The following is a 23,037-nucleotide window of genomic DNA, read 5'->3' as shown; positions in this document are numbered from 1 at the left end:
AATAGCCAATCGCCAGATAAAGCCGCAGACCAATCCCTCAGCCGAGCTGCTGCAAAATGTCCCTTAAGCGGTCCAGGGCGATGTCGATATCCAGGGTTTCGATTGCGCCGAACCCCAGGAAAAGCCCGGCCCGTGGCGCTTGCTGGTAAAAAAAGCCGTCCAGGGCATAGAGTCCCACTTCGACTTTTTTTGCCAATTCGATCACCAATGGAATATCGACCGGCACCTTACACAGCACCGCCATGTGGAACCCGGCCGTGGTCGGGACCGCTTCAAACCACGGCGAAAGGTCACCCGCCATACGCGCCAGGATCCGTTCACGGCGCCCGGCATAAATCGTATGGCAGCGCCGGATGTGCTTGAGTAGACAACCCTCGGCGATGAACTTGGCGAGCGCCCATTGGGGCAGGGTGGAGGTATGCAGGTCGGTAAGCTGCTTGGCACGGATCACCGCTTCGAGAATCGCTGGCGGCAAAATTGCGTACCCCAGTCGCAACTCCGGCAACAGGGTTTTCGAGAAAGTGCCGACGTAGGCGACGATACCGCGCTCATCCAGACTTTGCAGCGAATCGGTGGGCCGGCCTTCGTAGCGGAATTCGCTGTCGTAATCGTCTTCGATAATGATCGCCCCCAGCTCATAGGCCCTTGCGAGCAGGGCTTCTCGGCGGGGCTGGCTCATGGGCATACCCAAAGGGAACTGGTGGGACGGGGTGACGTAAATCAGCCGGGTGCCATCGGGAATGTGCTCGACCTGAATGCCTTGCGCGTCCACCGGCACGCCGACCACCGTCGCGCCATGGCTCCCGAACAACAGGCGTGCCGGCGGGTAACCGGGGTCTTCCATGGCGACGAGGCTGCCCGGTTGGGTCAGTACCCGGGAAATCAGATCCAGCGCCTGTTGCGCGCCGTTGCACACCACCACGTCTTCGTCCTGACAATTGACCCCACGTGAAAACGCAATGTGTCGTGCGATGGCATTGCGCAGCGCCGGCAGGCCCTCGGGCAGGCTATAGAAACCTTTGGAGCCGGCAATCTGGCGCAAGGCATGGGAAGTGCAACGGCGCCAATCGTCCTGCGGAAACTGACCCTTGCTGGTGGCGCCACCGATGAACTCGTAACGCAGCGAGCCTTCCAGTGTCGGGTGGCGCAAGAATGTCGGCAGGCTGCGCCAGCGTTCGATGACATCAAAGCTCGCCAGCTCCGAATGGCTCTGCTTGCGAACGGTTTTCGCTGCCCGGGCATTGACGTAAGTGCCTTTGCCGATCACCCCGGTGAGGAAGTTTTCGTAGGTGAGTTGCGCATACGTGTCGGAAATGGTTTTGCGTGAGATCCCCAGTTGTTCGGCCAGCAAGCGGCTGGGCGGCAGCTGCGCTCCGGCCGCCAGACGGCCGGATTCAATGGCGTCGCGCAGTTGCCGGTACAACTGGCCCGCCAGGTCCTTGCGGCCGTTGATGACAACATGAAGTTCCATACCGGCGGCGCTCCTGGGGCGGTTGAGGCGACTGTGCGTCGCGCCAGATTACCCGCATGAACGGTTGCGCAGAAGTTGCGTGGTCGAAAAACCTGCGATTGGCCTGCTGCCGGGCGGTCCATGGGTTTATCGACGAATTGGATCTGTGACGCCCAGGGATCAGACTCTACCCTTGGAGTCATCTATCCGATCCACGAGGTCGCCCCATGAACTCCCGTCTGGATTACTACAGCGCATCGCCCAAAGCGATGAAAGCCATGATCGCCATGGAGGCCTTGACCCGCGACCTGAGCATTGAACCGGCCTTGTTGAACCTGATCAAAATCCGCGCCTCGCAGCTCAATGGCTGCGCCTTCTGCACCGACATGCACTCGGTGGACGCGCGCCGCTTCGGCGAGAGCGATCGACGGCTGTATGCGATCGTGGTCTGGCGCGACAGCGACTTCTTCAACCCTCGGGAGCGCGCTGCCCTGGCCTGGACCGAAGCGGTGACCTTGCTCTCGGAAAGCCACGTGCCGGATGACGTTTACGCTCAGGCCCGGGAGCAGTTCAGCGAAGGTGAACTGGTTGACCTGACAATGGCCGTCAGCACCATCAACAGCTGGAATCGCCTGGCGGTGAGCTTTCGGCAAACGCCCAGCGGTTGATCCGGTTTTTGCCCGATTGTCATATCAGGTTCATGAACAGTCAGCAGGATAAAACGCTCAAGGACAGATCGACAGGGAGTCATCAATGTCATTCATGGAATCCACCTCGCGCCAGGGGATGGCCGAGTACCGCTGGCCCGTAGAACAGCGCGAATCCCCGCACTCGCGGGTAGCCGGCATTGATCCAGTGCTGGTGCAGTCGTTCATGGTCAGCGCCCGTTGCGGCTGTTTCATGCAAGCGGCCCGCAGCCTCAACATCAAGTCGACTCAATTGCGTAAACAATTGGCGCAACTTGAAGCGCAATTGCAGTGTTCGCTGTTCAGCCATTCGGGCAATGGCTTTGCCCTCAGTCGTGACGGCTTGCAGCTTCAGGCGCAGTTGATTGCCCTGGCCCGTGAACGCGACTTGCCAGTGATCGAACAACCCTTGATTCGCTTGGCCGTGGCGGAGTCAATCCTGCACGACATCCTCGGCCGTGATCTGGTCTCGCTGCTGCGGCGCAACGCCAGTGTGCGCCTGGACATCATCTCCCTGGACAGCGAACTGTCCCTGCGAGCGATCAGTGCCGATGTGGTGGTGTGGCTGGCCGGCACCGATTCGCCGTTGCCAGGCCCCAGTTTCGCTATCAGTGAGCCCCAGCGTCTCGCGCGGCTGGACTATATGCCGCACATCGCCAAACGGTATTCACGGGTTGCGGCGCGGCCGGACAGCCTGGGTGACCTGGCCGATTTCATGCTGGTGCAATGGCAGCACGACCGCCACATCGCCGCTTTTGGCCCGTGGAACAGTTTGGTGGAGCAGCGCCTGGCGGGGATGGTGCAGCTGCATTCCTACGAGCTGATGCTGGAGATGATCCGTTGCAGCGCCTGCATCGGTTTGCTCCCGCACTACATGAGCCAATTCGACCGGGCGCTAGTGGCATTGCCCGGGCTTTTCAAGCAACCGATGCAGCGCCAGGTGTGGATGGCGGTCAATACCGACTCGCGGAATGAGGCCGAGGTGCAAGGGATCGTCGAACTGATCCACAACACCTTCAACGAGCGGCGGGAGTGGTTTGAAGGGTAGCCACTGTTCAAATGTGGGAGCGGCGGTGTGGCGATCCGACTTGCTCGCGAAGAGGCCCTCACATTCGACATCAATGTCGACGGTACAGGTCGCCCTCACGAGCAATCCCGTCCCCACGCTCTGCGTGGAACATGGGAACGATCAATTTTGACTATCCGCTTGGATATCGGCCGGTGTGCTGGTGAAGGCAGGCGCCGCATGACTGTGCAGTGTCTGAGCACCGACACCACAACTTGCGAAAAGCGCCATCAGGCTGAATCCAGCGGCGCGAAGCAAACCTTTCATAGGAATTTCCTCATTTCCGAAGGTGACTTTCAGTCCGGCCAATAACATCGTTGCTCAAGTCGAAAGTCCAAGTGGCGGTGTACGACTCCGGAGCTGGATAGTCGATTGGTATGCTTTTTACTCTAGCAGGTGGTTGTCGCGTCAACCGTCCAGCCATGCCGCTCTTTTATTAATGGGGGCAAAAAACACCGCCACTAGGGAGTGAGGGCAGGGCCGTCAACCGGCGAAGCGCTGCTTCGCGTGTAGGTCTGTGCCGGTATGAATTCCATTCGTCTTACGTTCAGCGAGCGACCGATATCCTGTGGGAGCGAGCCTGCTCGCGATGGCGACGGGACAGTCAATATCTGTGTTGAATGTGACGCCCTCATCGCGAGCAGGCTCGCTCCCACATTTCAGATCTCGCCAGACAGTTGATCAGCAGTTTAGAGTGATCGGCCACACACCGATCAAGGACGAACACCGCCATGCCTGACCACGACCCCGCCATTCACCTCGAACGCTTCAGCGAACACCACATCGAGGGCATCACCGCGCTCTACAACGACCCGGCCGTGGCCCGGCAGGTGCTGCAAATGCCGTTTCAGTCCACCGAGGTCTGGCGCCAACGCCTGATGGCGGACAACGAACGCGCGGTGAAACTGGTGGCCCTGCACCAGGGATCGGTCATCGGCAATATTGGCCTTGAACAGTTTTCGCGAATCCGTCGCAGCCACGCCGGCAGCTTCGGCATGGGTGTCGCCGTGGCTTGGCAGGGCAAGGGCGTCGGTTCGAAACTGCTGGCAGCAGCGCTGGACATCGCCGACAACTGGATGAACCTGCAACGGGTCGAGCTTTCGGTGTACGCCGACAACGAAGCAGCCATCGGCCTGTACCAGAAATTCGGCTTTGAAACCGAAGGCCTGTTTCGCGATTACGCCGTGCGTGACGGCCGGCTGGTCGATACCCTGAGCATGGCGCGCCTGCGTCGCACGCCTGAGGCCCAATGCCGGTAAGTCACGAAATTTGAGCGACGAAAATCCTGTGGGAGCGTGGCTTGCCCGCGAAGAACGATGACGCGTAATACCTGAAAAACCGCGGTGAATTCTTCGCGGGCAAGCCACGCTCCCACAGGTTCTGCGCCTTGACTTGCCGGCATTAGGCCACAGCCGAGTCAGTCGCCCAACGCGAACGCCACCGCTGCCCGCGCATGCAGTTCGGTGGTGTCGAGCAAGGGCAGGGTGCTGTGCTCGGGTTTGATCAGCAGGCCTATTTCGGTACAGCCGAGGATGATCGCCTGGGCGCCGCGTTCGGTCAGCGATTCGATCACCCGTTGATAGACCTGGCGTGACGCCTCGCTGATTATCCCGACACACAACTCGTCATAGATGATCCGGTGCACGGCTTGGCGTTCCTCCGCGTCCGGAACCAGCACCGTCAGGCCCTTGGCCGTCAGACGCTCCTTGATAAAGTCCTGTTCCATGGTGAACGCGGTGCCCAGCAAACCCACTCGCTGTGCGCCGGCGTCCAGTGCCGCTTGGCCGACCGGGTCGGCAATGTGCAGGAATGGAATATCGATCGCTGCCTGTATCTGTCCGGCCACCTTGTGCATGGTGTTGGTACACAGCACCACGCACTCGGCGCCACCCGCCTGCAGACGCTGGGCCGCATCCACCAGAATCGCCGCCGCATCGTCCCAACGCCCCGCATGCTGGGCCTGTTCGACAGGGCCGAAGTCGACGCTGTACATCAACAGTTTCGCCGAGCGCAACGGCCCGAGGCGGTCGCGTACCTGTTGGTTGATGAGACGGTAATATTCGGCGCTGGACTCCCAGCTCATGCCGCCGATAAGGCCGATGGTGCGCATTGGATTTCCTCGGGCTATGGCCTGTGTTGATAGGTCAGGCCTGAAAGGAGTTTCCGTTTGTCCAACGGCGGATACCAGCGAAAATCAACTGTACCGTTCATCTTTCGGTGAAGTGTCATGGTGCTTTTTCATCTGCCGAGCCTCTGTAGCCGTTCGCACCTTTTCTGTACGCGAGCGGTCGGCATCTGCCATGCTCAAAGTCCGCAGCACCGCTTCAACCAAAGGAACACCGCAATGGACGATGTACAGCAACTGGGCGAGATGCTTCGCCACTATGCAGATAGCGAAGCGCACAAGAAGCAACTGTTTGAGTCGCAATCGGCCGTGTGGGCGACGCGCGTTGGTGAGTTGTTCGATCAGATCCAGCAATGGCTGGCACCGGTCCTGACGCCCAATCTGTTGGAAGTGAGCCGCGAGGCGTATGTCGCGTCCGGGCCGAGCGTGCCGGCGGAGACGTCGACGTTCAAGACCGAGAAACTGTCCATTGTGATTGCCGGTAAGCCGGTGGAGTTCGTGCCCGATGTGATGGGCGCGGGTGGGCAGATTTCCCTGGCAGTGATGGGCTTGACCGCTGCGCGCTATGGCAGCATTTCGCTGGTGTGCCTGCCACCCTCCAACAACTGGCAGTGGCGCAAGACCAATGGCTTGAAAGACCCGGATACCTTTGCTTTCGATGCGAATTTCCTGGCGCAGCAGCTGCAGAGCCTGATTCCCCGCGAGCGCGGCTGAATTTTCTGAGCATTGCACATTCCCCTGTGGGAGCGGCGTTCCCGGCAGATGGATTCACTGCAGCTTCCTCAGTAGATGGGGTGCCTCAGATTTCTAGGTTGCCCCAACCCGGCTTCACCTCATCCGGTGCCACCGCTTTCACGGTTTTGCCCGTCGCCAATTCAGATGAGGTTTTGTGTTGTTTGAGATGGATGTCTTCGCAGGCAAGCCTCGCTCCTACGGGTCCGGGTTGTATGCATTTCTTACAAACAAACCAAACCTTGTAGGCGCGAGGCTTACCCGCGAAGGGGCCTTTGATGTCAATGATGTGCTGTGGCAATAGATGAATATTGTGTTTTTTGAAAACAAAGTGCCGGGCATTGGCTATACCTGTAATTCCTCTATGCAATATTGTTGCCCGGCCTTCTGACAGGAGTTACAGCATGAAGCTTGCGTTAATGATGAGCACACTGTGCATCGCCTCTATCGGGGTGGTGGGTTGCTCCAGCAAAGTCGTCGAGCCAGACCAGTACTCCGGTTTTCTCAAGGATTACAGTCAGCTGAAGGAAGCCAAGTCGCCATCGGGCGCCGTGGTGATGCGCTGGATGGACCCCAAGCTTGATATCAACAAATTCACCAGTGTCTACATCGAGCCGACTCAGCTCTATCCCAAGCCGCAACCGACGGCGAAAATCCCTCAGACCACACTGAACGGCATCACCAGCTACTACGATCAGGCGCTCAAACGCGAAGTGGGTAAATCCCTGCCACTGGCCAGCGGCCCCGGTCCTGGCGTTTTGGTGATGCGTGCGGCGATAACCGGCGTCAGCAGCAAGACCGAAGGCCTCAAGCCTTATGAGGTCATCCCGATCGCCCTGGTGGCAGCGGCAGTCAGCACGGCCAGCGGCATTCGCGACCAGGAAACCGATCTGGCCACCGAAGCAGTGTTTCTCGATGGCGGCAACAACAAAGTCCTCGCCCAGGTCGTGCGCAAGGGCACCGGTAAACCGCTGGAAAACTCAGATCAGGTAATGAAGCCCAATGACGTGAAAAACGTGATTGATGGCTGGGCCTCGGATCTGCATCAGTCGTATCTAAAACTCAAGTCCAAGTCCAAGTAATGCGGCAGGTTTGAGGGCCTCATCGCGAGCAGGCTCGCTCCCACACTGGATCTGCTGTGAGCACACTATTTGTGAACACCAGAGATCAAATGTGGGAGCGAGCCTGCTCGCGAAAGCGGTCCCTCAGGTGTACCTCAGTGTTTCTTCGCCTGCGCACGCACGCGTTCTTCCTGCTCGCGCAACTGCGGTGTGAATTCGGCACCGAAGTCTTCGGCCTCGTATACTTGGCGAATCTCGATCTCGGCCTCTGTACCCGGCATCGGGTTGGGACAGCGTTTGACCCACTCGATCGCTTCCTCTTTCGACTTCACCTGCCACAGCCAATAGCCGGCGATCAGCTCTTTGGTTGCGGCGAACGGGCCGTCGATCACCGTGCGCTTCTCACCCGAGAAACGCACACGGGCGCCTTTGCTGCTGGGCTGCAGGCCATCGCAATCGATGAGGATGCCAGCCTTGGCCAGTTCCTCGTTGAAATTGCCCATCGCGGTCATCAGTTCTTCGCTGGGCATCACACCGGCCTCGGAATCCGGGCTGGCTTTCACAATGATCATGAATCGCATGGTCTTGTCTCCGCTGGATTTGAATGACTCACTGTCTAGTCGAATGGCAGTCGCCTGAATCGACACTACCTCTAACAAAAGACCGCAAAAGGAACGGATTTGTTACCTCTGTGAGTGGCTCATGGCACCTCGATATAAATTCACACCGATAACTATGTACCGCACCTGACTGCAGCTCCATCGACATGCTGTGCCTACAGACAAGGAGTGACTGTATGGCACAAAACATATTGAACGATGGAACGTCAGGAAGTGTTGTCATCAGGTCCGGCCCACCCGCTTCGAGCGGTGGCTCTGGCGGCGATTTTGGTGGTGGCGGAGGGGTTTCAGGCGGGTTCGGTAGAACCAGCAAGAAAAGGCAAAGGGCCCGCAGGCGAGCCATAGAAGCGGAACGTCAAAAAAAGGAAAAAGAACGCGCGCAGGCCGAGGCCAACGCGCAAGCCGAGGCGGCTCAAGCACAGGCAGCCGCAGCGCAAGTTCAGGAACAGGCCCGCGTCCAGGCTCTTCACCAGTTTTTGGCGGGACTGGCGCAGCGTCATGACGCCATCAGGGCTGAGGTGGACCGTCGTTTTGCCGACAAGGCCGGGCAACTCGCGCCATCTCTTGAACACGAAATCTCGGCTGCGCGACGGCCGCCCACCACCGACTCGAGCGAACGCTGGCAGCTTTACCTGATCACCAAAGAAAAAAACGAAATCGAAGGGCTCATCGCCCAAAAAAACGCGGAGCTCAATACCAGAAACGCGGTCGCTCGCTCATTCGATGGGCACGATCCATTTTTCCGCACTTCGAACGATTATCTGACACGACTGGGGCAGTTCGGCCAGGCACTCAACGACGGCCATCAGATCTGGGAAAACGCTTACAACGCGGCCCACGAAGCGCGGCTGCTATCCACGCAGATAAGCGAACTCACTGACAAATCCAACGCGCTGGCCAGGCGTCATGCCGAGCAGACGATTGTCTGGCGCGAAAGGGAAGCGGTCTGGGAGGCCCATCGCCAGTACGCCGAACAGCGTGAAGCTCGAGTTCGCTTCAAGCAGCAGGCCGATGAAGATGTGCGGGTTGAGCGGGTCAGGCAGGCCAATTCGCTGACGATTCCCATGTCTTCGCTGACGGCTGGCGGAATGGCGTTGACGCGCGATGGCGTATTCGTTGCGCAGCAAGGCGCTGCGGTGCTTGAGATGGCTGTCCAGTCTGCCGTCAATACGCTCATCGATTTCGGGCGGATTGCCGCAAAAACGGGGCCGGTGTTCGTCACTGCGATGGTGTACTCGCCAACCCTTGGCAATGGCGAGTTGAGCGGCGAGCAACGTCGGCGTTTGTTCCAGGCTGTCGGGGTGCCGGCGCAAGCGTTGGGCCTTACGGACCGACAAGCATTGCAATCAATTGCCGACTCGGGTGGTTCAGTGGAGGTCGCGTACCGGCTCAAACCTGAGACCGTGCCGGAAGGCACAGCGATCATCGTTGCCCGCACGGGTGGGGAGATCGGTGCCCATGTGCCGGTCGTCAACGCAGTGCTTGACCCGTTGACCGGCTTCTATAGCGCCGAGATTCCCGCGTCACCAACCAGGCACCTGCAGTTCACACCGGACACCCCTCAGGTTGCCACTGCCAGTCAGCCAGGGATGAGTGTGTTGACACCACAGGTCGAGGCCATTGTGGCGGGCGTCGATCTGCGTTTCAGCGATTGCATAGTGTGCGTGCCTGGCCAGCCGCCGATTTATTTGACCTTCAATCTGCCACCCATAGGCTCGGGCGTCGTCTCGGGGATCGGTAAGCCGGCCGCGAATGACTGGTGGAAAACCGCGAGCCAGCCTCAGGGCGCAGCCATCCCGGTACAGATTGGTGACCAGTTCCGAGGTCGGGAAATCAACTCGTTCGGTGCTTTCGACGAAGCGCTGTGGCGAACGCTGGGCGAGCATCCGGCGCTCACCGCCCAATTCGATGAGGTCAACAAAAAACGCATCGAACAAGGTTTCGCGCCGTACGCGCCGAAAAGTACCTGGGTCGGTGAGCGACGCGAGTTCGAATTGCGCTATCAGGAGCGAGCAGAGCTCGGCGCCAATCCTTTCAACCTCGACAAAATCAGCATCACCACGCCGCAAAGCATCTTGGGACGACTGGGGATCACTCCTGCGGTCCTGCCCTGGCCGATACGTCCGGTCGGTGTTGGTACCTGGACCCCTCTGGTTCCGCCAGGTATCGAACACCTCGGTCCTACAACCTCACCGGTTACACCGTCGATTCCAGCGGTTTATCCCGGCACACCGGCCATCCCGGTCCTACCGCAAAACGAGACGTTTCCGGCTGTTGACGAAGGGCAGATCGGTGCCAGTATTCCTGGGTATCCGGCGGATATGGAGTTGCCGTCCTCCGATGTCCTGTTTCTGGATCGGCGGGACGATCCGGGTGTGGCGATGGGGTTTGGGGAGCAGGTATCAGGCGTATGGCTGGGCGAGGCTGCACGAATGGGCGGTGCGCCGATTCCCGAGCAGATTGCGGATCAGTTGCGGTGGATGGAATTTCGTAATTTTCATGGGTTCAGGCGGGCGTTTTGGAAGGCTGTTGCGGCGGATTCTGAATTGAGTAGGCAGTTTAATGGAGGCAACCTGGACAGAATGCGAGATGGGTCTGCTCCTTTTTCTGCTGTTGTGGATCAAGTCGGGGGGCGTATGGTTTTCGAACTTCATCATAAAATCGAAGTTTCAAAAGATGGAGATGTCTACGGCTTGGACAACATATCTGTAATGACTCCCAAACGTCATATTCAACTGCACAAAGGGAATAGCAATCATGATTTTTAAAGAGAGGCTGGAGGATTACACCGAGGCGGAGTTTTTATCTTTTCTGGAGGAGTTTTTCCATCAGACAAGTGGTTTGAAAGGGCGAGCGTTGGAGGATTACAGGGACAGACTCCTCGCACATTTTGAGTTGGTAACCGAACATCCAGGCCGTTCAGACGTCATTTTCTACCCAAAGGAAGGCCAAGAAGACAGCGCTGAGGGCATCCTGAAAGAAGTCAAAGAATGGCGCGCACTCAATAACAAACCCGGCTTCAAGCCAGAGTAACTGCACTGCTTGAAACGCAAACAACTCAAAGGCATCTGCTCACTAAACATGAGCAGATGCTGTTATCTGGCAGCCGTTGTGTGCCAGAAACAAGGAAGCAATAAAGATGGAACTTAAAACAACACTCAAGGATTACACCGAGCCCGAATTCCAGGCACTGGTCGACAGAATCTGGGCCGTCGATCTGCCGAAACAGGACCACGACCGACTGATCAATCATTTCGATCGCATCGTGGGTCACCCCAAAGGCGCAGACCTGCTGTTTTATCCGCCAGAGGACGATACGAACACCTATTTATCGGGCTCGGTCGTGTACTACGTCAAAGACTGGTACCACAAACAGAACCGTGCAGCATTCAAGGGCGAAGGGGTTCCTGTGCCGCGGCCGGTTGCTGCAAGACCGGAAGCGCCGGTGACCCTGGCGCAGATGACGCAGCAGCGCATTGCCCATAATCTGGCTGACGTACAGAAAACCGCTGTCGATCTGGCTGCTTCAGAACGGGTGGCAGAAGCGGCACTCAGTGTGATCGAGCAACGAATCGAACACCTGCGTCAGCGACAGAACGCTCAAGTGGACATCCGTGGGCGCGAGGCAGACATCCGTACTCTGGAGGTCGCCGAGTTTGAAGCGCGCCTGGCAGCTCGCCGGTACGAGTTCTGGAAAATGAGCATCGGGTTCAAAAGAGACAGCGCCCGACGCAACCTGTCCTACGCCCGATCCGAGCACGCGCAGTGGCAAAGTATTGCCCACCAGATCAACATCACTTACGACCGCTATCTGACGAAGCTGAATGAGATCAATCAACGCCTCCATCGCCTTCAAATGGATGCTGAAGCGCTGCTGGTGGTCGCGCAAACACAACTCGTTGATCAGCGTTATCAGCAGGGAACAGGGCCGACTCAGGCGAGCGAACAGCTTTTTGCACCGCTTGCCTTTGCCAATGCGCGAGCGGGTATTTTCCTCGATGGCGGCCTTTCGCAACCCTTGGAACCCCATCGCGTCGCACTGCAAAAAGCCATACGCTCGGCAGTCGCGGAGTTTACCTGGCAGATCACCTCGGGAACCCAGGATCATCAAGGTCAATACGCCGCCGTGCTGCAATTCGATTTTTCCAGTCGGGCCGAAGTGGGGAGGTATGGGCTCAGCGTTCCTCTGCTCGAGTTGCTGCCAATCGAGGGCCAGGATTGGCAGGGTTTGGCCGCGTCGGGTGCTGAAGTCGATCTTCCTTTCAGGATGAGCAGCGGCACGTACGCCGTTCCACCCGGGACGATGTCCCGAGGCCTGAGAGAAATAAAGACGTTGCTACAGGTGGCCATTACGCCGACGAATGGCAGCGCATTATCGGCCAGAGTGAGGGTGCGAGCCGCCGTCTGGAATGAGCAACTGAAGACCTACTGCTTCACCGCTGACGGATCGGCCCCGATGATCGTGAGCTGGAGCGCGCCAGCTACCCTTGAAACCACCTCGACCCTGGCGCCAGCCCCCGAGTATCGGCTGGGATTTCTTCGGTCTTCATCTGTGCCCTTGTTGGAGTCTTTCAGTGATATGGCCGCGATTCGTTTCGATGATTATGTCGTTGTCTTCCCGCCAGCGACGGGCCTGGATCCGCTTTACATCATGTTCAGAGATCGGCGCGAATACCCTGGAATGACCATTGCTGAAGCAAAACCTGGGGCGACATTGCGCTGACGCAGCGGCTAATCAGCCATCCCGCCAAACAAAGGAATGTTACCGTCTATGCCTGTTTTGGAACTCACTACCCTGATCCCCAACCGCACACCTGAGTTAGTCCTCGACTTCTGTCTGGAAGGCGTCAATTTCCCGAAGATCTTTCCAGAGCGCGTCACACTGTTGAGCGATATCGATTTAAGTAACCTGCGCATCGAAACCGGTCGCCAGTTCCGCTTTTGCCAGTGGATGTTCAATATCATTCCTGTGAGCTGGACGGTAGTAATCCGCGAGGTTGGCGAGCACCATTTCATCGATGAAATGCTCAACGGGCCGCTGCGTGCCTTTCGTCATGAACATCGGGTGGCCGCGGGTGAGGGCGGTACGCTGTACACCGACCGTGTGACCTATGCGGCCATCGGTGGCGCACCTGTGGAGTTGCTGGTGGTCAATGCCTACATGCGGCGGATTTTCGCGGCGCGGCACCGCAATATGTTGCGCTTGCTGGGCTGACACCTGTCTGTCCTGTAGGAGCGAGGCTTGCCCGCGAAGAACGATAACGCGGTCAGCCAGTTGCACCACGGTGTTCCCTTCGCGGGCAAGCCCGCTCCCACAGGGTTATGCAGTGTTAGTAAGTTTTGTTACGCGTGTATCCAGTTTTGTGTGACGACATATCACAATTTGTATCTGGGCATAGGTCGCCAGACCATTTCGTGGTTAACTTCGGCCTCGTCAAAATTCTCTACATCAACGTTCAGAAGGACTCCGTTCATGGCTCAAGTCACTCTTAAAGGCAACCCGGTTCAAGTCAACGGCCAACTGCCACAAGCCGGTTCTCAGGCGCCAGCCTTTTCCCTGGTTGCCGGCAATCTGTCTGATGTGACCCTGGCGAGCTTCGCCGGCAAGCGCAAAGTGCTGAACATCTTCCCAAGCATCGATACCCCGACCTGCGCCACCTCCGTGCGCAAGTTCAATGCCCAGGCGAATGACATCGCCAACACCGTCGTGTTGTGCATCTCCGCTGACCTGCCGTTCGCCCAGGCTCGTTTCTGCGGCGCCGAAGGCCTGGAAAACGTGCAGAACCTGTCGACCCTGCGCGGTGCCGAGTTCATCGAGAACTACGGCGTGGCGATTGCCGATGGCCCACTCAAAGGCCTGACTGCCCGTGCCGTCGTAGTGCTGGACGAAAACGACAAGGTCCTGCACAGCGAACTGGTCAAGGAAATCGCTGAAGAGCCGAACTACGACGCAGCGCTCGCCGTTCTGAAATAAGCGAAGTTTTACAATTGTTAACGGCCTGGCCCTGTCCAGGCCGTTTTCATTTGTGCTCTTAACTCCCTGTTACGTAAGCCAAAGGTAAATTGCCGGTAAAGGCGCTTTGCTTAATACCCGCCAGTGCTTATCGTTCAGCCTCCCGTAGAAAGAAGCTCACGCGCCCAATGGTTGATCACTCCATGCAATCCTCCGCTTCCCGCAATCCTCGTCGCTGGCTGTTCGGCCTGCTGGTCCTGTTGGTCATCGCTGGCCTGTGCTGGAAATTCTGGCCCGCAGGCAGCAGCCCGAAGGAGGGCGCAGGGCAGAAAGCCGTTGCCGGGCATACAGGTCGGTCGGGGGGGATGCGTCCGGGGTTCGGCGGGGCGAGCGGGCCGGTGCCGGTGCGCGTGGCGCCAGCGGTTAAAGGTGATTTCCCGCTGTATTACAAGGCGCTGGGCACCGTGACCGCGCTGAATACCATCAATGTGCGCAGTCGCGTTGGCGGCGAGTTGATCAAGATTTCGTTCGAAGAAGGGCAGATGGTCAAGGCGGGCGACCTGCTGGCCGAGATCGATCCGCGTCCTTACCAGAACGCCTTGCTCCAGGCCGAAGGCACCTTGCTGCAGAATCAGGCGCAACTGAAAAACGCTCAGGTCGATGTCGAGCGCTATCGCGGCCTGTACCGCGAAGACAGTATTGCCAAGCAAACCCTGGACACCGCCGAAGCATTGGTCGGCCAATATCTGGGCACGGTCAAGACCAATCAGGCGGCGGTCAATGACGCAAAGCTCAATTTGGAATTCACCAAAATTCGCGCCCCAATCGCCGGGCGCGTGGGCCTGCGTCAGCTGGACGTCGGCAACCTTGTGGCGGCCAACGACACCACGGCGCTGGTGATCATCACCCAGACTCAACCGATCAGCGTCGCATTCACCTTGCCGGAAAACAGCCTGGACACCGTACTGACCCGCTATCGTACCGGCGCCAAACTGCCCGCCGAAGCCTGGGACCGTGGCGATACCCAATTGCAGGCCACTGGCGTGTTGCAGAGCCTGGACAACCAGATCGACGTCACCACCGGCACCCTGAAATTCAAGGCCCGTTACGAGAACCGCGATCAAGCGCTGTTCCCTAATCAATTCGTCAACGTCCACTTGCTGGCCGACACCCTTAAGGGCGTGGTGCTTGCGCCTTCGGCCGCCATTCAGTTCGGCACCAACGGTACGTTCGTCTATGCCATGGACGGCGACAAGAAGGTCACCATCCGCCAACTGAAAGTCGGCGCCAGTGACGGTGACAACACGGTGATCACCGAAGGCCTGGCCGCTGGCGATCGGGTGGTGCTGGAAGGCACCGACCGCCTGAAGGAAGGCAGTGAAGTGGAGGTCGTCAACGACAGCAAGGATGTACCGACCACCCCGACCGAACACCTGCAAGGCAAGTCGGCCGCCACTGCGCCTGACGCGCCGGCCACCGACAAGGCGAAAAAGGGCGGCGCATGAACATCTCGCGACTGTTCATCCTTCGCCCGGTCGCCACGACCCTGAGCATGCTGGCGATTATTCTGGCCGGCGTGATCGCTTATCGGCTGCTGCCGGTGTCGGCATTGCCCCAGGTCGATTACCCGACCATTCGCGTCATGACGCTCTATCCCGGCGCCAGCCCGGATGTCATGACCAGCGCGGTAACTGCGCCGCTGGAGCGGCAGTTCGGGCAGATGCCCGGCCTGACCCAGATGGCCTCGACCAGTTCTGGCGGCGCCTCGGTGCTGACCCTGCGGTTCAGCCTCGACATCAACATGGACGTCGCCGAGCAGCAGGTGCAGGCCGCGATCAACGCCGCGACCAATTTGCTGCCCAAGGATCTGCCAGCACCACCGGTGTACAACAAGGTTAACCCGGCGGATACCCCGGTGTTGACCCTGGCCATTACCTCGAAAACCATGCTGCTGCCCAAGCTCAATGATCTGGTCGACACGCGCATGGCGCAGAAAATCGCTCAGATCAGCGGTGTCGGCATGGTCAGCATCGCTGGCGGCCAACGTCAGGCGGTGCGCATCAAGGTCAACCCCGAAGCCCTGGCGGCCAACGGCTTGAACCTGTCGGACGTGCGCACTCTGATCGGCGCCTCCAACGTCAACCAGCCCAAGGGCAACTTCGACGGCCCGACCCGGGTGTCGATGCTTGACGCCAACGACCAGCTGACTTCACCCAAGGACTACGCCAACCTGATCCTCGCCTACGCCAACGGCGCGCCGTTACGGCTCAAGGACGTGGCGGAGATCGTTGACGGTGCCGAGAACGAACGCCTGGCGGCGTGGGCCAATGAAAATCAGGCCGTGCTGCTGAACATCCAGCGCCAACCCGGCGCCAACGTCATCGAAGTGGTCGACCGGATCAAGGCCTTGCTGCCAAGCATCACCGACAACCTGCCGGCCGGCCTCGACGTCACGGTGCTCACCGACCGCACCCAGACCATCCGCGCCTCGGTCACCGACGTGCAACACGAACTGCTGATCGCCATCGCGCTGGTGGTGATGGTCACGTTCCTGTTTCTGCGGCGAGCCAGCGCCACGATCATTCCGTCGGTGGCCGTGCCGCTGTCGTTGATCGGCACCTTCGGTGTGATGTACCTCGCAGGCTTTTCGGTCAACAACCTGACCCTGATGGCGCTGACCATCGCCACCGGTTTCGTGGTGGACGATGCGATCGTCATGCTGGAGAACATTTCCCGATATATCGAAGAGGGCGACAGCCCGCTGCAAGCGGCGCTCAAGGGCGCCAAGCAGATTGGCTTCACCCTGATTTCCCTGACGCTGTCGCTGATCGCGGTGTTGATTCCGCTGCTGTTCATGGCCGACGTAGTGGGGCGCTTGTTCCGTGAGTTTGCGATCACCCTGGCGGTGGCGATCCTGATTTCCCTTGTCGTCTCCCTGACCCTGACGCCAATGATGTGCGCGCGGCTGCTCAAGCGTGAACCCAAGGAAGCAGAACAGGGCCGGTTCTACCGCTCCAGTGGCGCCGCAATTGATTGGATGATCGCGGCTTACGGGCGCAAGTTAAAGTGGGTTCTGAAGCACCAACCGCTGACCCTGATGGTCGCCATCGGCACGCTCGCGTTGACGGTGTTCCTGTACATGGTGGTGCCCAAGGGTTTCTTCCCGGTGCAGGATACCGGGGTAATCCAGGGTATTTCCGAGGCACCGCAGTCGATTTCCTTCGCGGCGATGAGCGAGCGTCAGCAGGCACTGGCCAAAGTAATCTTGGCCGATCCGGCGGTCGAGAGCCTGTCGTCCTACATCGGAGTCGACGGTGACAACTCGACGCTGAACAGCGGCCGGCTGCTGATCAACCTCAAATCCCATAGCCATCGCGACCTGAGTGCCACCGAAGTGATAGCGCGTCTGCAACCGGAGCTGGACAAGCTGATCGGCATTCGCCTGTTCATGCAGCCGGTGCAGGACCTGACGATCGAAGATCGTGTCAGCCGCACGCAGTACCAGTTCAGCATGTCCTCGCCGGATGCCGAACTGCTCAGCCTGTGGAGCGGGCGTCTGGTGGAAGCCCTGGCCCAACGGCCGGAGCTGACCGACGTCGCCAGCGATTTGCAGGACAAGGGCTTGCAGGTGTATCTGGTGATCGACCGTGATGCAGCGTCGCGGGTCGGCGTATCGGTGTCGAACATCACCGACGCGCTGTACGACGCCTTCGGTCAGCGGCAGATTTCCACCATTTACACCCAGGCCAGCCAATATCGCGTGGTGCTGCAATCGCAGTCCGGCGAGAAAATCGGTCCGGATGCGCTGAACCAGATTCACGTCAAGACCACCGATGGCGGTCAGGTGCGCCTGTCCAGCCTGGCGCATGTCGAGGAGCGTCAGGCGCAACTGGCGATCACCCACATCGGCCAGTTCCCGGCGGTGATGATGTCCTTCAACCTGGCGCCCGGCGTGGCGTTGGGGCATGCAGTGGAGATCATCGATCAGGTGCAGAAAGACATCGGCATGCCGATTGGCGTGCAGACCCAGTTCCAGGGCGCGGCCGAAGCGTTCCAGGCGTCGCTGTCGAGCACCTTGCTGCTGATCCTGGCGGCGGTGGTGACCATGTACATCGTGCTCGGCGTGCTCTACGAGAGTTACATTCACCCGATCACCATTCTCTCGACCCTGCCCTCGGCGGCGGTCGGCGCCTTGCTGGCGTTGCTGTTGAGCGGAAATGACCTGGGGATGATCGCGATTATCGGCATCATCCTGCTGATCGGTATCGTGAAAAAGAACGCGATCATGATGATCGACTTCGCCCTCGAGGCGGAACGTAACCAAGGCATGGACCCGCAAACCGCCATCTATCAGGCAGCGCTGCTGCGCTTCCGGCCGATTCTGATGACCACGCTGGCGGCGTTGTTCGGCGCGGTGCCTCTTATGCTGGCCACGGGTTCCGGCGCGGAATTGCGCCAACCTTTGGGTCTGGTGATGGTCGGTGGTTTGCTGGTGAGTCAGGTGCTGACGCTGTTTACCACTCCCGTCATCTACTTGTACTTCGACCGCCTCGGGCGGCGCTGGGGCCGTAAGTCCGAGTCTGTGGAACCGGTAGAACAGCCATGAACCTGTCCGGACCTTTCATCAAGCGCCCGGTCGCAACGATGTTGTTGAGCCTGGCGATCATTCTGCTGGGCGGCGTGAGTTTCGGCCTGTTACCGGTATCGCCGCTGCCGCAGATGGACTTCCCGGTGATCGTGGTTCAGGCCAGTTTGCCCGGCGCGAGCCCGGAGGTCATGGCCTCGACCGTGGCCACGCCGCTTGAGCGTTCCTTCGGCGCCATCGCCGGAGTCAACACCATGAGTAGCCGTTCCAGCCAAGGCTCGACGCGGGTGATTTTGCAGTTCGACCTGGACCGCGACATCAACGGCGCGGCGCGGGAAGTGCAGGCGGCGATCAACGCCTCGCGCAATTTGTTGCCGAGCGGCATGCGTAGCATGCCCACCTACAAAAAGGTCAATCCGTCCCAGGCGCCGATCATGGTGTTGTCGCTGACCTCGGATGTGCTGGAAAAAGGCCAGCTCTACGATTTGGCCTCGACCATTTTGTCCCAGAGCCTGTCGCAGGTGCAGGGCGTGGGGGAAGTGCAAATCGGTGGCAGTTCGTTGCCGGCGGTGCGCATCGAACTCGAACCCCAGGCGCTCAACCAGTACGGCGTGGCGCTGGACGACGTGCGCAACACCATCGCCAACGCTAACGTGCGTCGGCCCAAGGGCTCGGTCGAAGACGGCCAGCGGCTGTGGCAGGTTCAGGCCAACGATCAACTGGAAAAGGCCAAGGATTACGAGTCGCTGATCATTCACTACGCGGACGGCGCGGCCTTGCGCCTGAAGGATGTAGCCAAGGTCAGCGACGGCGTCGAGGACCGTTACAACAGCGGGTTCTTCAACGACGACGCGGCGGTGTTGCTGGTGATCAACCGCCAGGCCGGTGCCAACATCATCGAGACGGTCAAAGAGATCAAAGCCCAGCTGCCGGCGTTGCAGGCCGTGCTGCCGGCCAGCGTCAAGCTGAACCTGGCGATGGACCGTTCGCCGGTGATCAAGGCCACCCTGCACGAGGCGGAAATGACTTTGCTGGTTGCCGTGGCACTGGTGATTCTGGTGGTGTTCCTGTTCCTCGGTAACTTCCGTGCCTCGCTGATTCCAACCCTGGCGGTGCCGGTGTCGCTGGTGGGCACGTTTGCGGTCATGTACCTCTACGGGTTCTCCCTGAACAACCTGTCGCTGATGGCGCTGATCCTGGCCACCGGGCTGGTGGTGGACGACGCCATCGTGGTGCTGGAGAACATTTCCCGACACATCGACAAGGGCGTGCCGCCGATGAAGGCTGCGTACCTTGGAGCCCAGGAAGTCGGTTTCACGCTGCTGTCGATGAACGTTTCTCTGGTGGCGGTGTTCCTGTCGATCCTGTTCATGGGCGGGATCATCGAAAGCCTGTTCCGCGAGTTTTCCATCACCCTGGCGGCCGCCATTGTGGTGTCGTTGCTGGTGTCGCTGACGCTGACGCCGATGCTCTGCGCCCGCTGGCTCAAGCCGCACACGCCGGGACAGGAAAACCGCCTGCAACGCTGGAGCCAGCGGACCAACGAGTGGATGGTGGGCAAATACGCCACCAGCCTCGACTGGGTGTTGCGCCACCGTCGGCTGACCTTGCTCAGTCTGTTCGTGACGATTGGCGTGAATATTGCGCTGTATGTTGTTGTTCCTAAAACGTTTCTACCCCAGCAGGACACCGGTCAGTTGATCGGTTTCGTGCGCGGCGACGATGGCCTGTCGTTCAGCGTGATGCAGCCGAAGATGGAAATCTTCCGCCGCGCCGTGCTCAAGGATGAGGCGGTGCAAAGCGTCGCCGGGTTTATCGGGGGCAACAACGGCACCAACAACGCCTTCATGCTGGTGCGACTGAAGCCGATCAAAGAGCGCAACCTGTCCGCGCAGAAAGTCATCGAACGCCTGCGCAAGGAGATGCCCAAGGTGCCCGGTGCGCAGTTGATGCTGATGGCCGATCAGGACCTGCAATTTGGCGGTGGCCGCGAGCAGACCTCCTCGCAATATTCCTACATCCTGCAAAGCGGCGATCTCGGCGCGTTGCGCGAGTGGTATCCGAAAGTTGTCACTGCGCTCAAGGCGCTGCCGGAACTGACGGCGATTGATGCGCGTGAAGGCCGTGGCGCACAGCAAGTGACCCTGATCGTCGATCGCGATCAGGCCAAGCGTCTGGGCGTGGACATGGACATGGTCACCGCGGTGCTGAACAACGCCTACAGCCAGCGGCAGATTTCGACGATCTACGACAGCCTCAACCAATATCAGGTGGTGATGGAGGTCAACCCGAAATACGCCCAGGATCCGATCACCCTGAATCAGGTCAAAGTGATCACCGCCGACGGTGCACGGATTCCGCTGTCGACCATTGCCCATTACGAAAACAGCCTGGAAGACGACCGGGTCAGCCACGAAGGCCAGTTCGCTTCGGAAAGCATCGCTTTCGACATGGCCGAAGGCGTGACGGTGGAGCAGGGCTCGGCGGCCATCGAGCGGGCGATTGCCAAGGTCGGTCTGCCGGAAGACGTGATCGCGAAAATGGCCGGTACCGCCGATGCGTTTGCCGCCGCTCAGAAGAGCCAGCCGTGGATGATTCTCGGCGCGCTGGTGGCGGTGTATCTGGTATTGGGCGTGCTGTATGAAAGCTATATCCACCCGCTGACCATTCTCTCGACCTTGCCGTCGGCCGGGGTCGGGGCGTTGCTGTCGATTTATGTGCTGGGCGGCGAGTTCAGCCTGATCTCCTTGCTCGGGCTGTTCTTGCTGATCGGCGTGGTGAAGAAAAACGCCATTCTGATGATCGACCTGGCGCTGCAACTGGAACGGCACCAGGGCCTGGAACCGCTGGAGTCGATCCGCAGTGCTTGTCTACAACGTTTGCGGCCGATTCTGATGACCACCCTGGCGGCAATCCTCGGCGCCTTGCCGTTGCTGCTGAGCCGTGCCGAAGGGGCGGAAATGCGTCAGCCGCTGGGCCTGACCATCATCGGCGGGCTGGTCTTCAGCCAGGTGCTGACCCTTTACACCACCCCGGTGGTTTACCTCTATCTCGACAAACTGCGTCATCGCTTCAACCACTGGCGTGGGGTGCGTACCGATGCTGCTCTGGAAACTCCGCTATGACTGACCGTTCGCTTATCCACCTGGTTGCACCGCTGATCACGGCGCTGTTCAAGGCGCAGCGCTCGCGTTTGCTGAGCCTGTCGCTGTGCGTGGCGATGCTCAGCGCCTGCGCCATCGGCCCGGATTACCAGCGCCCGCAAGCCGCCGCGCCGGCCCAGTACAAGGAAGCGGCTGGCTGGCGTCAGGCCAATCCCAGCGATTCTTTGGCCCGTGGTGCCTGGTGGGAGCTGTATGGCGATCAGCAACTCAATGGATTGATCGAAAAACTCAACAGCGCCAACCAGACCGTTGCCCAGTCCGAAGCCCAGTACCGCCAGGCTCAGGCCCTGGTGCGCAGTGCCCGGGGTGCGTTTTTCCCGACAGTGGACCTGACTGTCGGGAAAACCCGTTCCAGCCAGGGCACCGGTAGCAGCAGCTCGAGCCTGAGCAGTTCCTCCAGCGGTATTCGCGACACTTACACCGCGCAAGCCGGGGTCAGTTGGGAAGCGGACGTCTGGGGCAAATTGCGCCGAGGCCTGGAAGCCGACACGGCCAACGCCGAGGCGAGTTTTGCCGATCTGGCGGCGATGCGCCTGAGCCAGCAATCGGAGCTGGTGCAGAACTATCTGCAACTTCGGGTGATTGACGAACAGAAACGTCTTTTGGAGGCGACAGTCGAGGCCTATCAGCGCTCGCTGAAAATGACCGAAAACCAGTACCGCGCCGGTGTCTCCGGCAAGGACGCAGTGGCCCAGGCCACCACTCAGCTCAAAAGCACCCAGGCGGAGATGGTCGACCTGATCTGGCAGCGCGCGCAGTTCGAGAACGCCATCGCTGTACTGATTGGTCTGCCGCCGGCCGAGTTCAGCCTGGCTGAAACCAAAGACATCCCGGCATTGCCGCAGGTACCGCTGAGCCTGCCTTCGCAATTGCTGGAACGCCGCCCGGACATCGCCTCTGCCGAGCGCTCGGTAATGGCCGCCAACGCCAACATCGGCGTGGCTAAAGCTGCCTACTACCCGGACCTGACCCTGAGCCTGAACGGCGGTTATGGCAGCAGCACCTCTAACAACTGGATCAGCGTACCCAACCGCTTCTGGTCGGTCGGCCCGCAATTGGCCATGACCCTGTTCGACGGTGGGCAGCGCTCGGCGGAAGTCGACCGCAGCGAAGCGGCCTATGACGAGACCGTCGCCAAGTACCGCCAGACCGTGCTCGATGGCTTGCGTGAAGTGGAAAACTATTTGGTGCAACTCAAGGTGCTGGAAGACGAAGCCAAGGTGCGCCAGGAAGCCCTGGACGCGGCGCGAGAATCCCTGCGGTTGACCCAGAATCAATACAAGGCCGGGGTCATTGCTTATCTGGATGTGGTGGTGGTTCAGGCCACGGCGTTGAGCAACGAGCGCAACGTGTTGAGCTTGCTGCAGAGCCGCTTGATCGCCAGCGTGCAACTGATTGCCGCGTTGGGCGGCGGGTGGGATGGCCAGCTTCAGGTGAGCGACAAGGAATAACACAACCCCTGTGGTGATGGGGCTTGCTGTGGGGAACTGTGGCGAGGGCTTTTGTGGTGAGAGGGTTGTTGTGGCGAGGGAGCTTGCTCCCGCTGGACGGCGAAGCCGTCCCAAAGACGCTGACGCGTGCATTCAGACAAAACG

At 59.6% G+C, this 23,037-nt stretch carries 18 protein-coding genes and 1 pseudogene; 14 read left to right on the top strand and 5 right to left on the bottom strand.

The window, feature by feature from the left end; all coding sequences use genetic code 11:
- Positions 1–37: 37 nt before the first annotated feature.
- On the bottom strand, positions 38–1,471 hold the full coding sequence (gene pdxR / locus AB4O41_RS03140; protein ID WP_460146161.1) for a MocR-like pyridoxine biosynthesis transcription factor PdxR: 1,434 nt from the start codon (positions 1,469–1,471) through the stop codon (positions 38–40).
- A gap of 206 nt (positions 1,472–1,677) precedes the next feature.
- Here pdxR and AB4O41_RS03135 point away from each other — a divergent pair, with 206 nt between their 5' ends.
- Together AB4O41_RS03135 and AB4O41_RS03130 are read left to right on the top strand one after the other, a co-directional pair.
- Positions 1,678–2,118, top strand: coding sequence for a carboxymuconolactone decarboxylase family protein (locus AB4O41_RS03135; RefSeq protein ID WP_460146159.1), 441 nt, complete (start codon positions 1,678–1,680; stop codon positions 2,116–2,118).
- A gap of 85 nt (positions 2,119–2,203) precedes the next feature.
- Complete coding sequence (locus AB4O41_RS03130; RefSeq protein ID WP_460146158.1) at positions 2,204–3,184, top strand: LysR substrate-binding domain-containing protein; 981 nt, start codon at positions 2,204–2,206, stop codon at positions 3,182–3,184.
- Positions 3,185–3,325: 141 nt separating this feature from the next.
- Here the strand turns inward: AB4O41_RS03130 and AB4O41_RS03125 are convergent, their stop codons facing one another.
- The gene (locus AB4O41_RS03125; RefSeq protein WP_460146157.1) at positions 3,326–3,469 is read right to left on the bottom strand and encodes a hypothetical protein; all 144 of its coding nucleotides are present in this window, start codon (positions 3,467–3,469) and stop codon (positions 3,326–3,328) included.
- Positions 3,470–3,933: 464 nt separating this feature from the next.
- On the opposite strand from AB4O41_RS03125, the gene AB4O41_RS03120 reads away from it, so the two are divergent.
- Positions 3,934–4,461 carry a GNAT family N-acetyltransferase gene (locus AB4O41_RS03120; protein WP_367371720.1) on the top strand — a complete coding sequence of 176 codons (528 nt, stop codon included), beginning with the start codon at positions 3,934–3,936 and terminating at the stop codon, positions 4,459–4,461.
- Between the two features lie 158 nt (positions 4,462–4,619).
- On the opposite strand, the gene AB4O41_RS03115 is transcribed toward AB4O41_RS03120, so the two are convergent.
- Positions 4,620–5,312, bottom strand: a complete 693-nt coding sequence (locus AB4O41_RS03115; RefSeq protein ID WP_460146156.1) for an aspartate/glutamate racemase family protein — start codon at positions 5,310–5,312, stop codon at positions 4,620–4,622.
- Positions 5,313–5,546: 234 nt separating this feature from the next.
- Here AB4O41_RS03115 and AB4O41_RS03110 point away from each other — a divergent pair, with 234 nt between their 5' ends.
- The gene (locus tag AB4O41_RS03110) at positions 5,547–6,041 is read left to right on the top strand and encodes a hypothetical protein (RefSeq protein ID WP_460146155.1); all 495 of its coding nucleotides are present in this window, start codon (positions 5,547–5,549) and stop codon (positions 6,039–6,041) included.
- 85 nt (positions 6,042–6,126) lie between these two features.
- Here the strand turns inward: AB4O41_RS03110 and AB4O41_RS03105 are convergent.
- Positions 6,127–6,204: pseudogene (locus AB4O41_RS03105) on the bottom strand (cbb3-type cytochrome c oxidase subunit 3); the annotation flags it as partial.
- Positions 6,205–6,463: 259 nt separating this feature from the next.
- Between AB4O41_RS03105 and AB4O41_RS03100 the strand changes: the two are divergent.
- Positions 6,464–7,141, top strand: coding sequence for a DUF3313 domain-containing protein (locus AB4O41_RS03100; RefSeq protein ID WP_460146154.1), 678 nt, complete (start codon positions 6,464–6,466; stop codon positions 7,139–7,141).
- Between the two features lie 134 nt (positions 7,142–7,275).
- Here AB4O41_RS03100 and AB4O41_RS03095 read toward each other — a convergent pair whose 3' ends face one another.
- Positions 7,276–7,701, bottom strand: a complete 426-nt coding sequence (locus AB4O41_RS03095) for a YciI family protein (protein ID WP_460146152.1) — start codon at positions 7,699–7,701, stop codon at positions 7,276–7,278.
- 215 nt (positions 7,702–7,916) lie between these two features.
- On the opposite strand from AB4O41_RS03095, the gene AB4O41_RS03090 reads away from it, so the two are divergent.
- From AB4O41_RS03090 to AB4O41_RS03050, 9 genes are all read left to right on the top strand, one after another.
- Entirely contained in the window at positions 7,917–10,508 is a 2,592-nt protein-coding gene (locus AB4O41_RS03090; RefSeq protein WP_460146151.1) for an S-type pyocin domain-containing protein, read from the top strand.
- On the top strand, positions 10,498–10,773 hold the full coding sequence (locus AB4O41_RS03085; protein ID WP_460146150.1) for a bacteriocin immunity protein: 276 nt from the start codon (positions 10,498–10,500) through the stop codon (positions 10,771–10,773). The genes AB4O41_RS03090 and AB4O41_RS03085 overlap by 11 nt, the downstream gene beginning before the upstream one ends.
- Before the next feature lie 106 nt (positions 10,774–10,879).
- Positions 10,880–12,463, top strand: a complete 1,584-nt coding sequence (locus AB4O41_RS03080) for a bacteriocin immunity protein (protein ID WP_460146148.1) — start codon at positions 10,880–10,882, stop codon at positions 12,461–12,463.
- A gap of 48 nt (positions 12,464–12,511) precedes the next feature.
- The gene (locus tag AB4O41_RS03075) at positions 12,512–12,955 is read left to right on the top strand and encodes an SRPBCC family protein (RefSeq protein WP_460146146.1); all 444 of its coding nucleotides are present in this window, start codon (positions 12,512–12,514) and stop codon (positions 12,953–12,955) included.
- Between the two features lie 258 nt (positions 12,956–13,213).
- The gene (tpx, locus tag AB4O41_RS03070; RefSeq protein ID WP_048397645.1) at positions 13,214–13,714 is read left to right on the top strand and encodes a thiol peroxidase; all 501 of its coding nucleotides are present in this window, start codon (positions 13,214–13,216) and stop codon (positions 13,712–13,714) included.
- Positions 13,715–13,881: 167 nt separating this feature from the next.
- A complete protein-coding gene (locus AB4O41_RS03065) occupies positions 13,882–15,198 on the top strand; it encodes an MdtA/MuxA family multidrug efflux RND transporter periplasmic adaptor subunit (protein WP_460146145.1) in 1,317 nt (438 codons plus the stop codon).
- A complete protein-coding gene (locus AB4O41_RS03060) occupies positions 15,195–18,299 on the top strand; it encodes an MdtB/MuxB family multidrug efflux RND transporter permease subunit (protein ID WP_460146143.1) in 3,105 nt (1,034 codons plus the stop codon). Before AB4O41_RS03065 ends, AB4O41_RS03060 begins: the two co-directional genes overlap by 4 nt.
- Positions 18,296–21,403, top strand: a complete 3,108-nt coding sequence (locus AB4O41_RS03055) for an efflux RND transporter permease subunit (protein ID WP_460146142.1) — start codon at positions 18,296–18,298, stop codon at positions 21,401–21,403. The genes AB4O41_RS03060 and AB4O41_RS03055 overlap by 4 nt, the downstream gene beginning before the upstream one ends.
- A complete protein-coding gene (locus AB4O41_RS03050) occupies positions 21,400–22,893 on the top strand; it encodes an efflux transporter outer membrane subunit (RefSeq protein ID WP_460146141.1) in 1,494 nt (497 codons plus the stop codon). The genes AB4O41_RS03055 and AB4O41_RS03050 overlap by 4 nt, the downstream gene beginning before the upstream one ends.
- Positions 22,894–23,037 lie beyond the last annotated feature (144 nt).

This window comes from Pseudomonas sp. S2_A02, assembly GCF_054668495.1.
The sequence above is the reverse complement of the archived record's forward strand: the minus strand, read 5'-3'. Positions and strand labels throughout refer to the sequence as shown.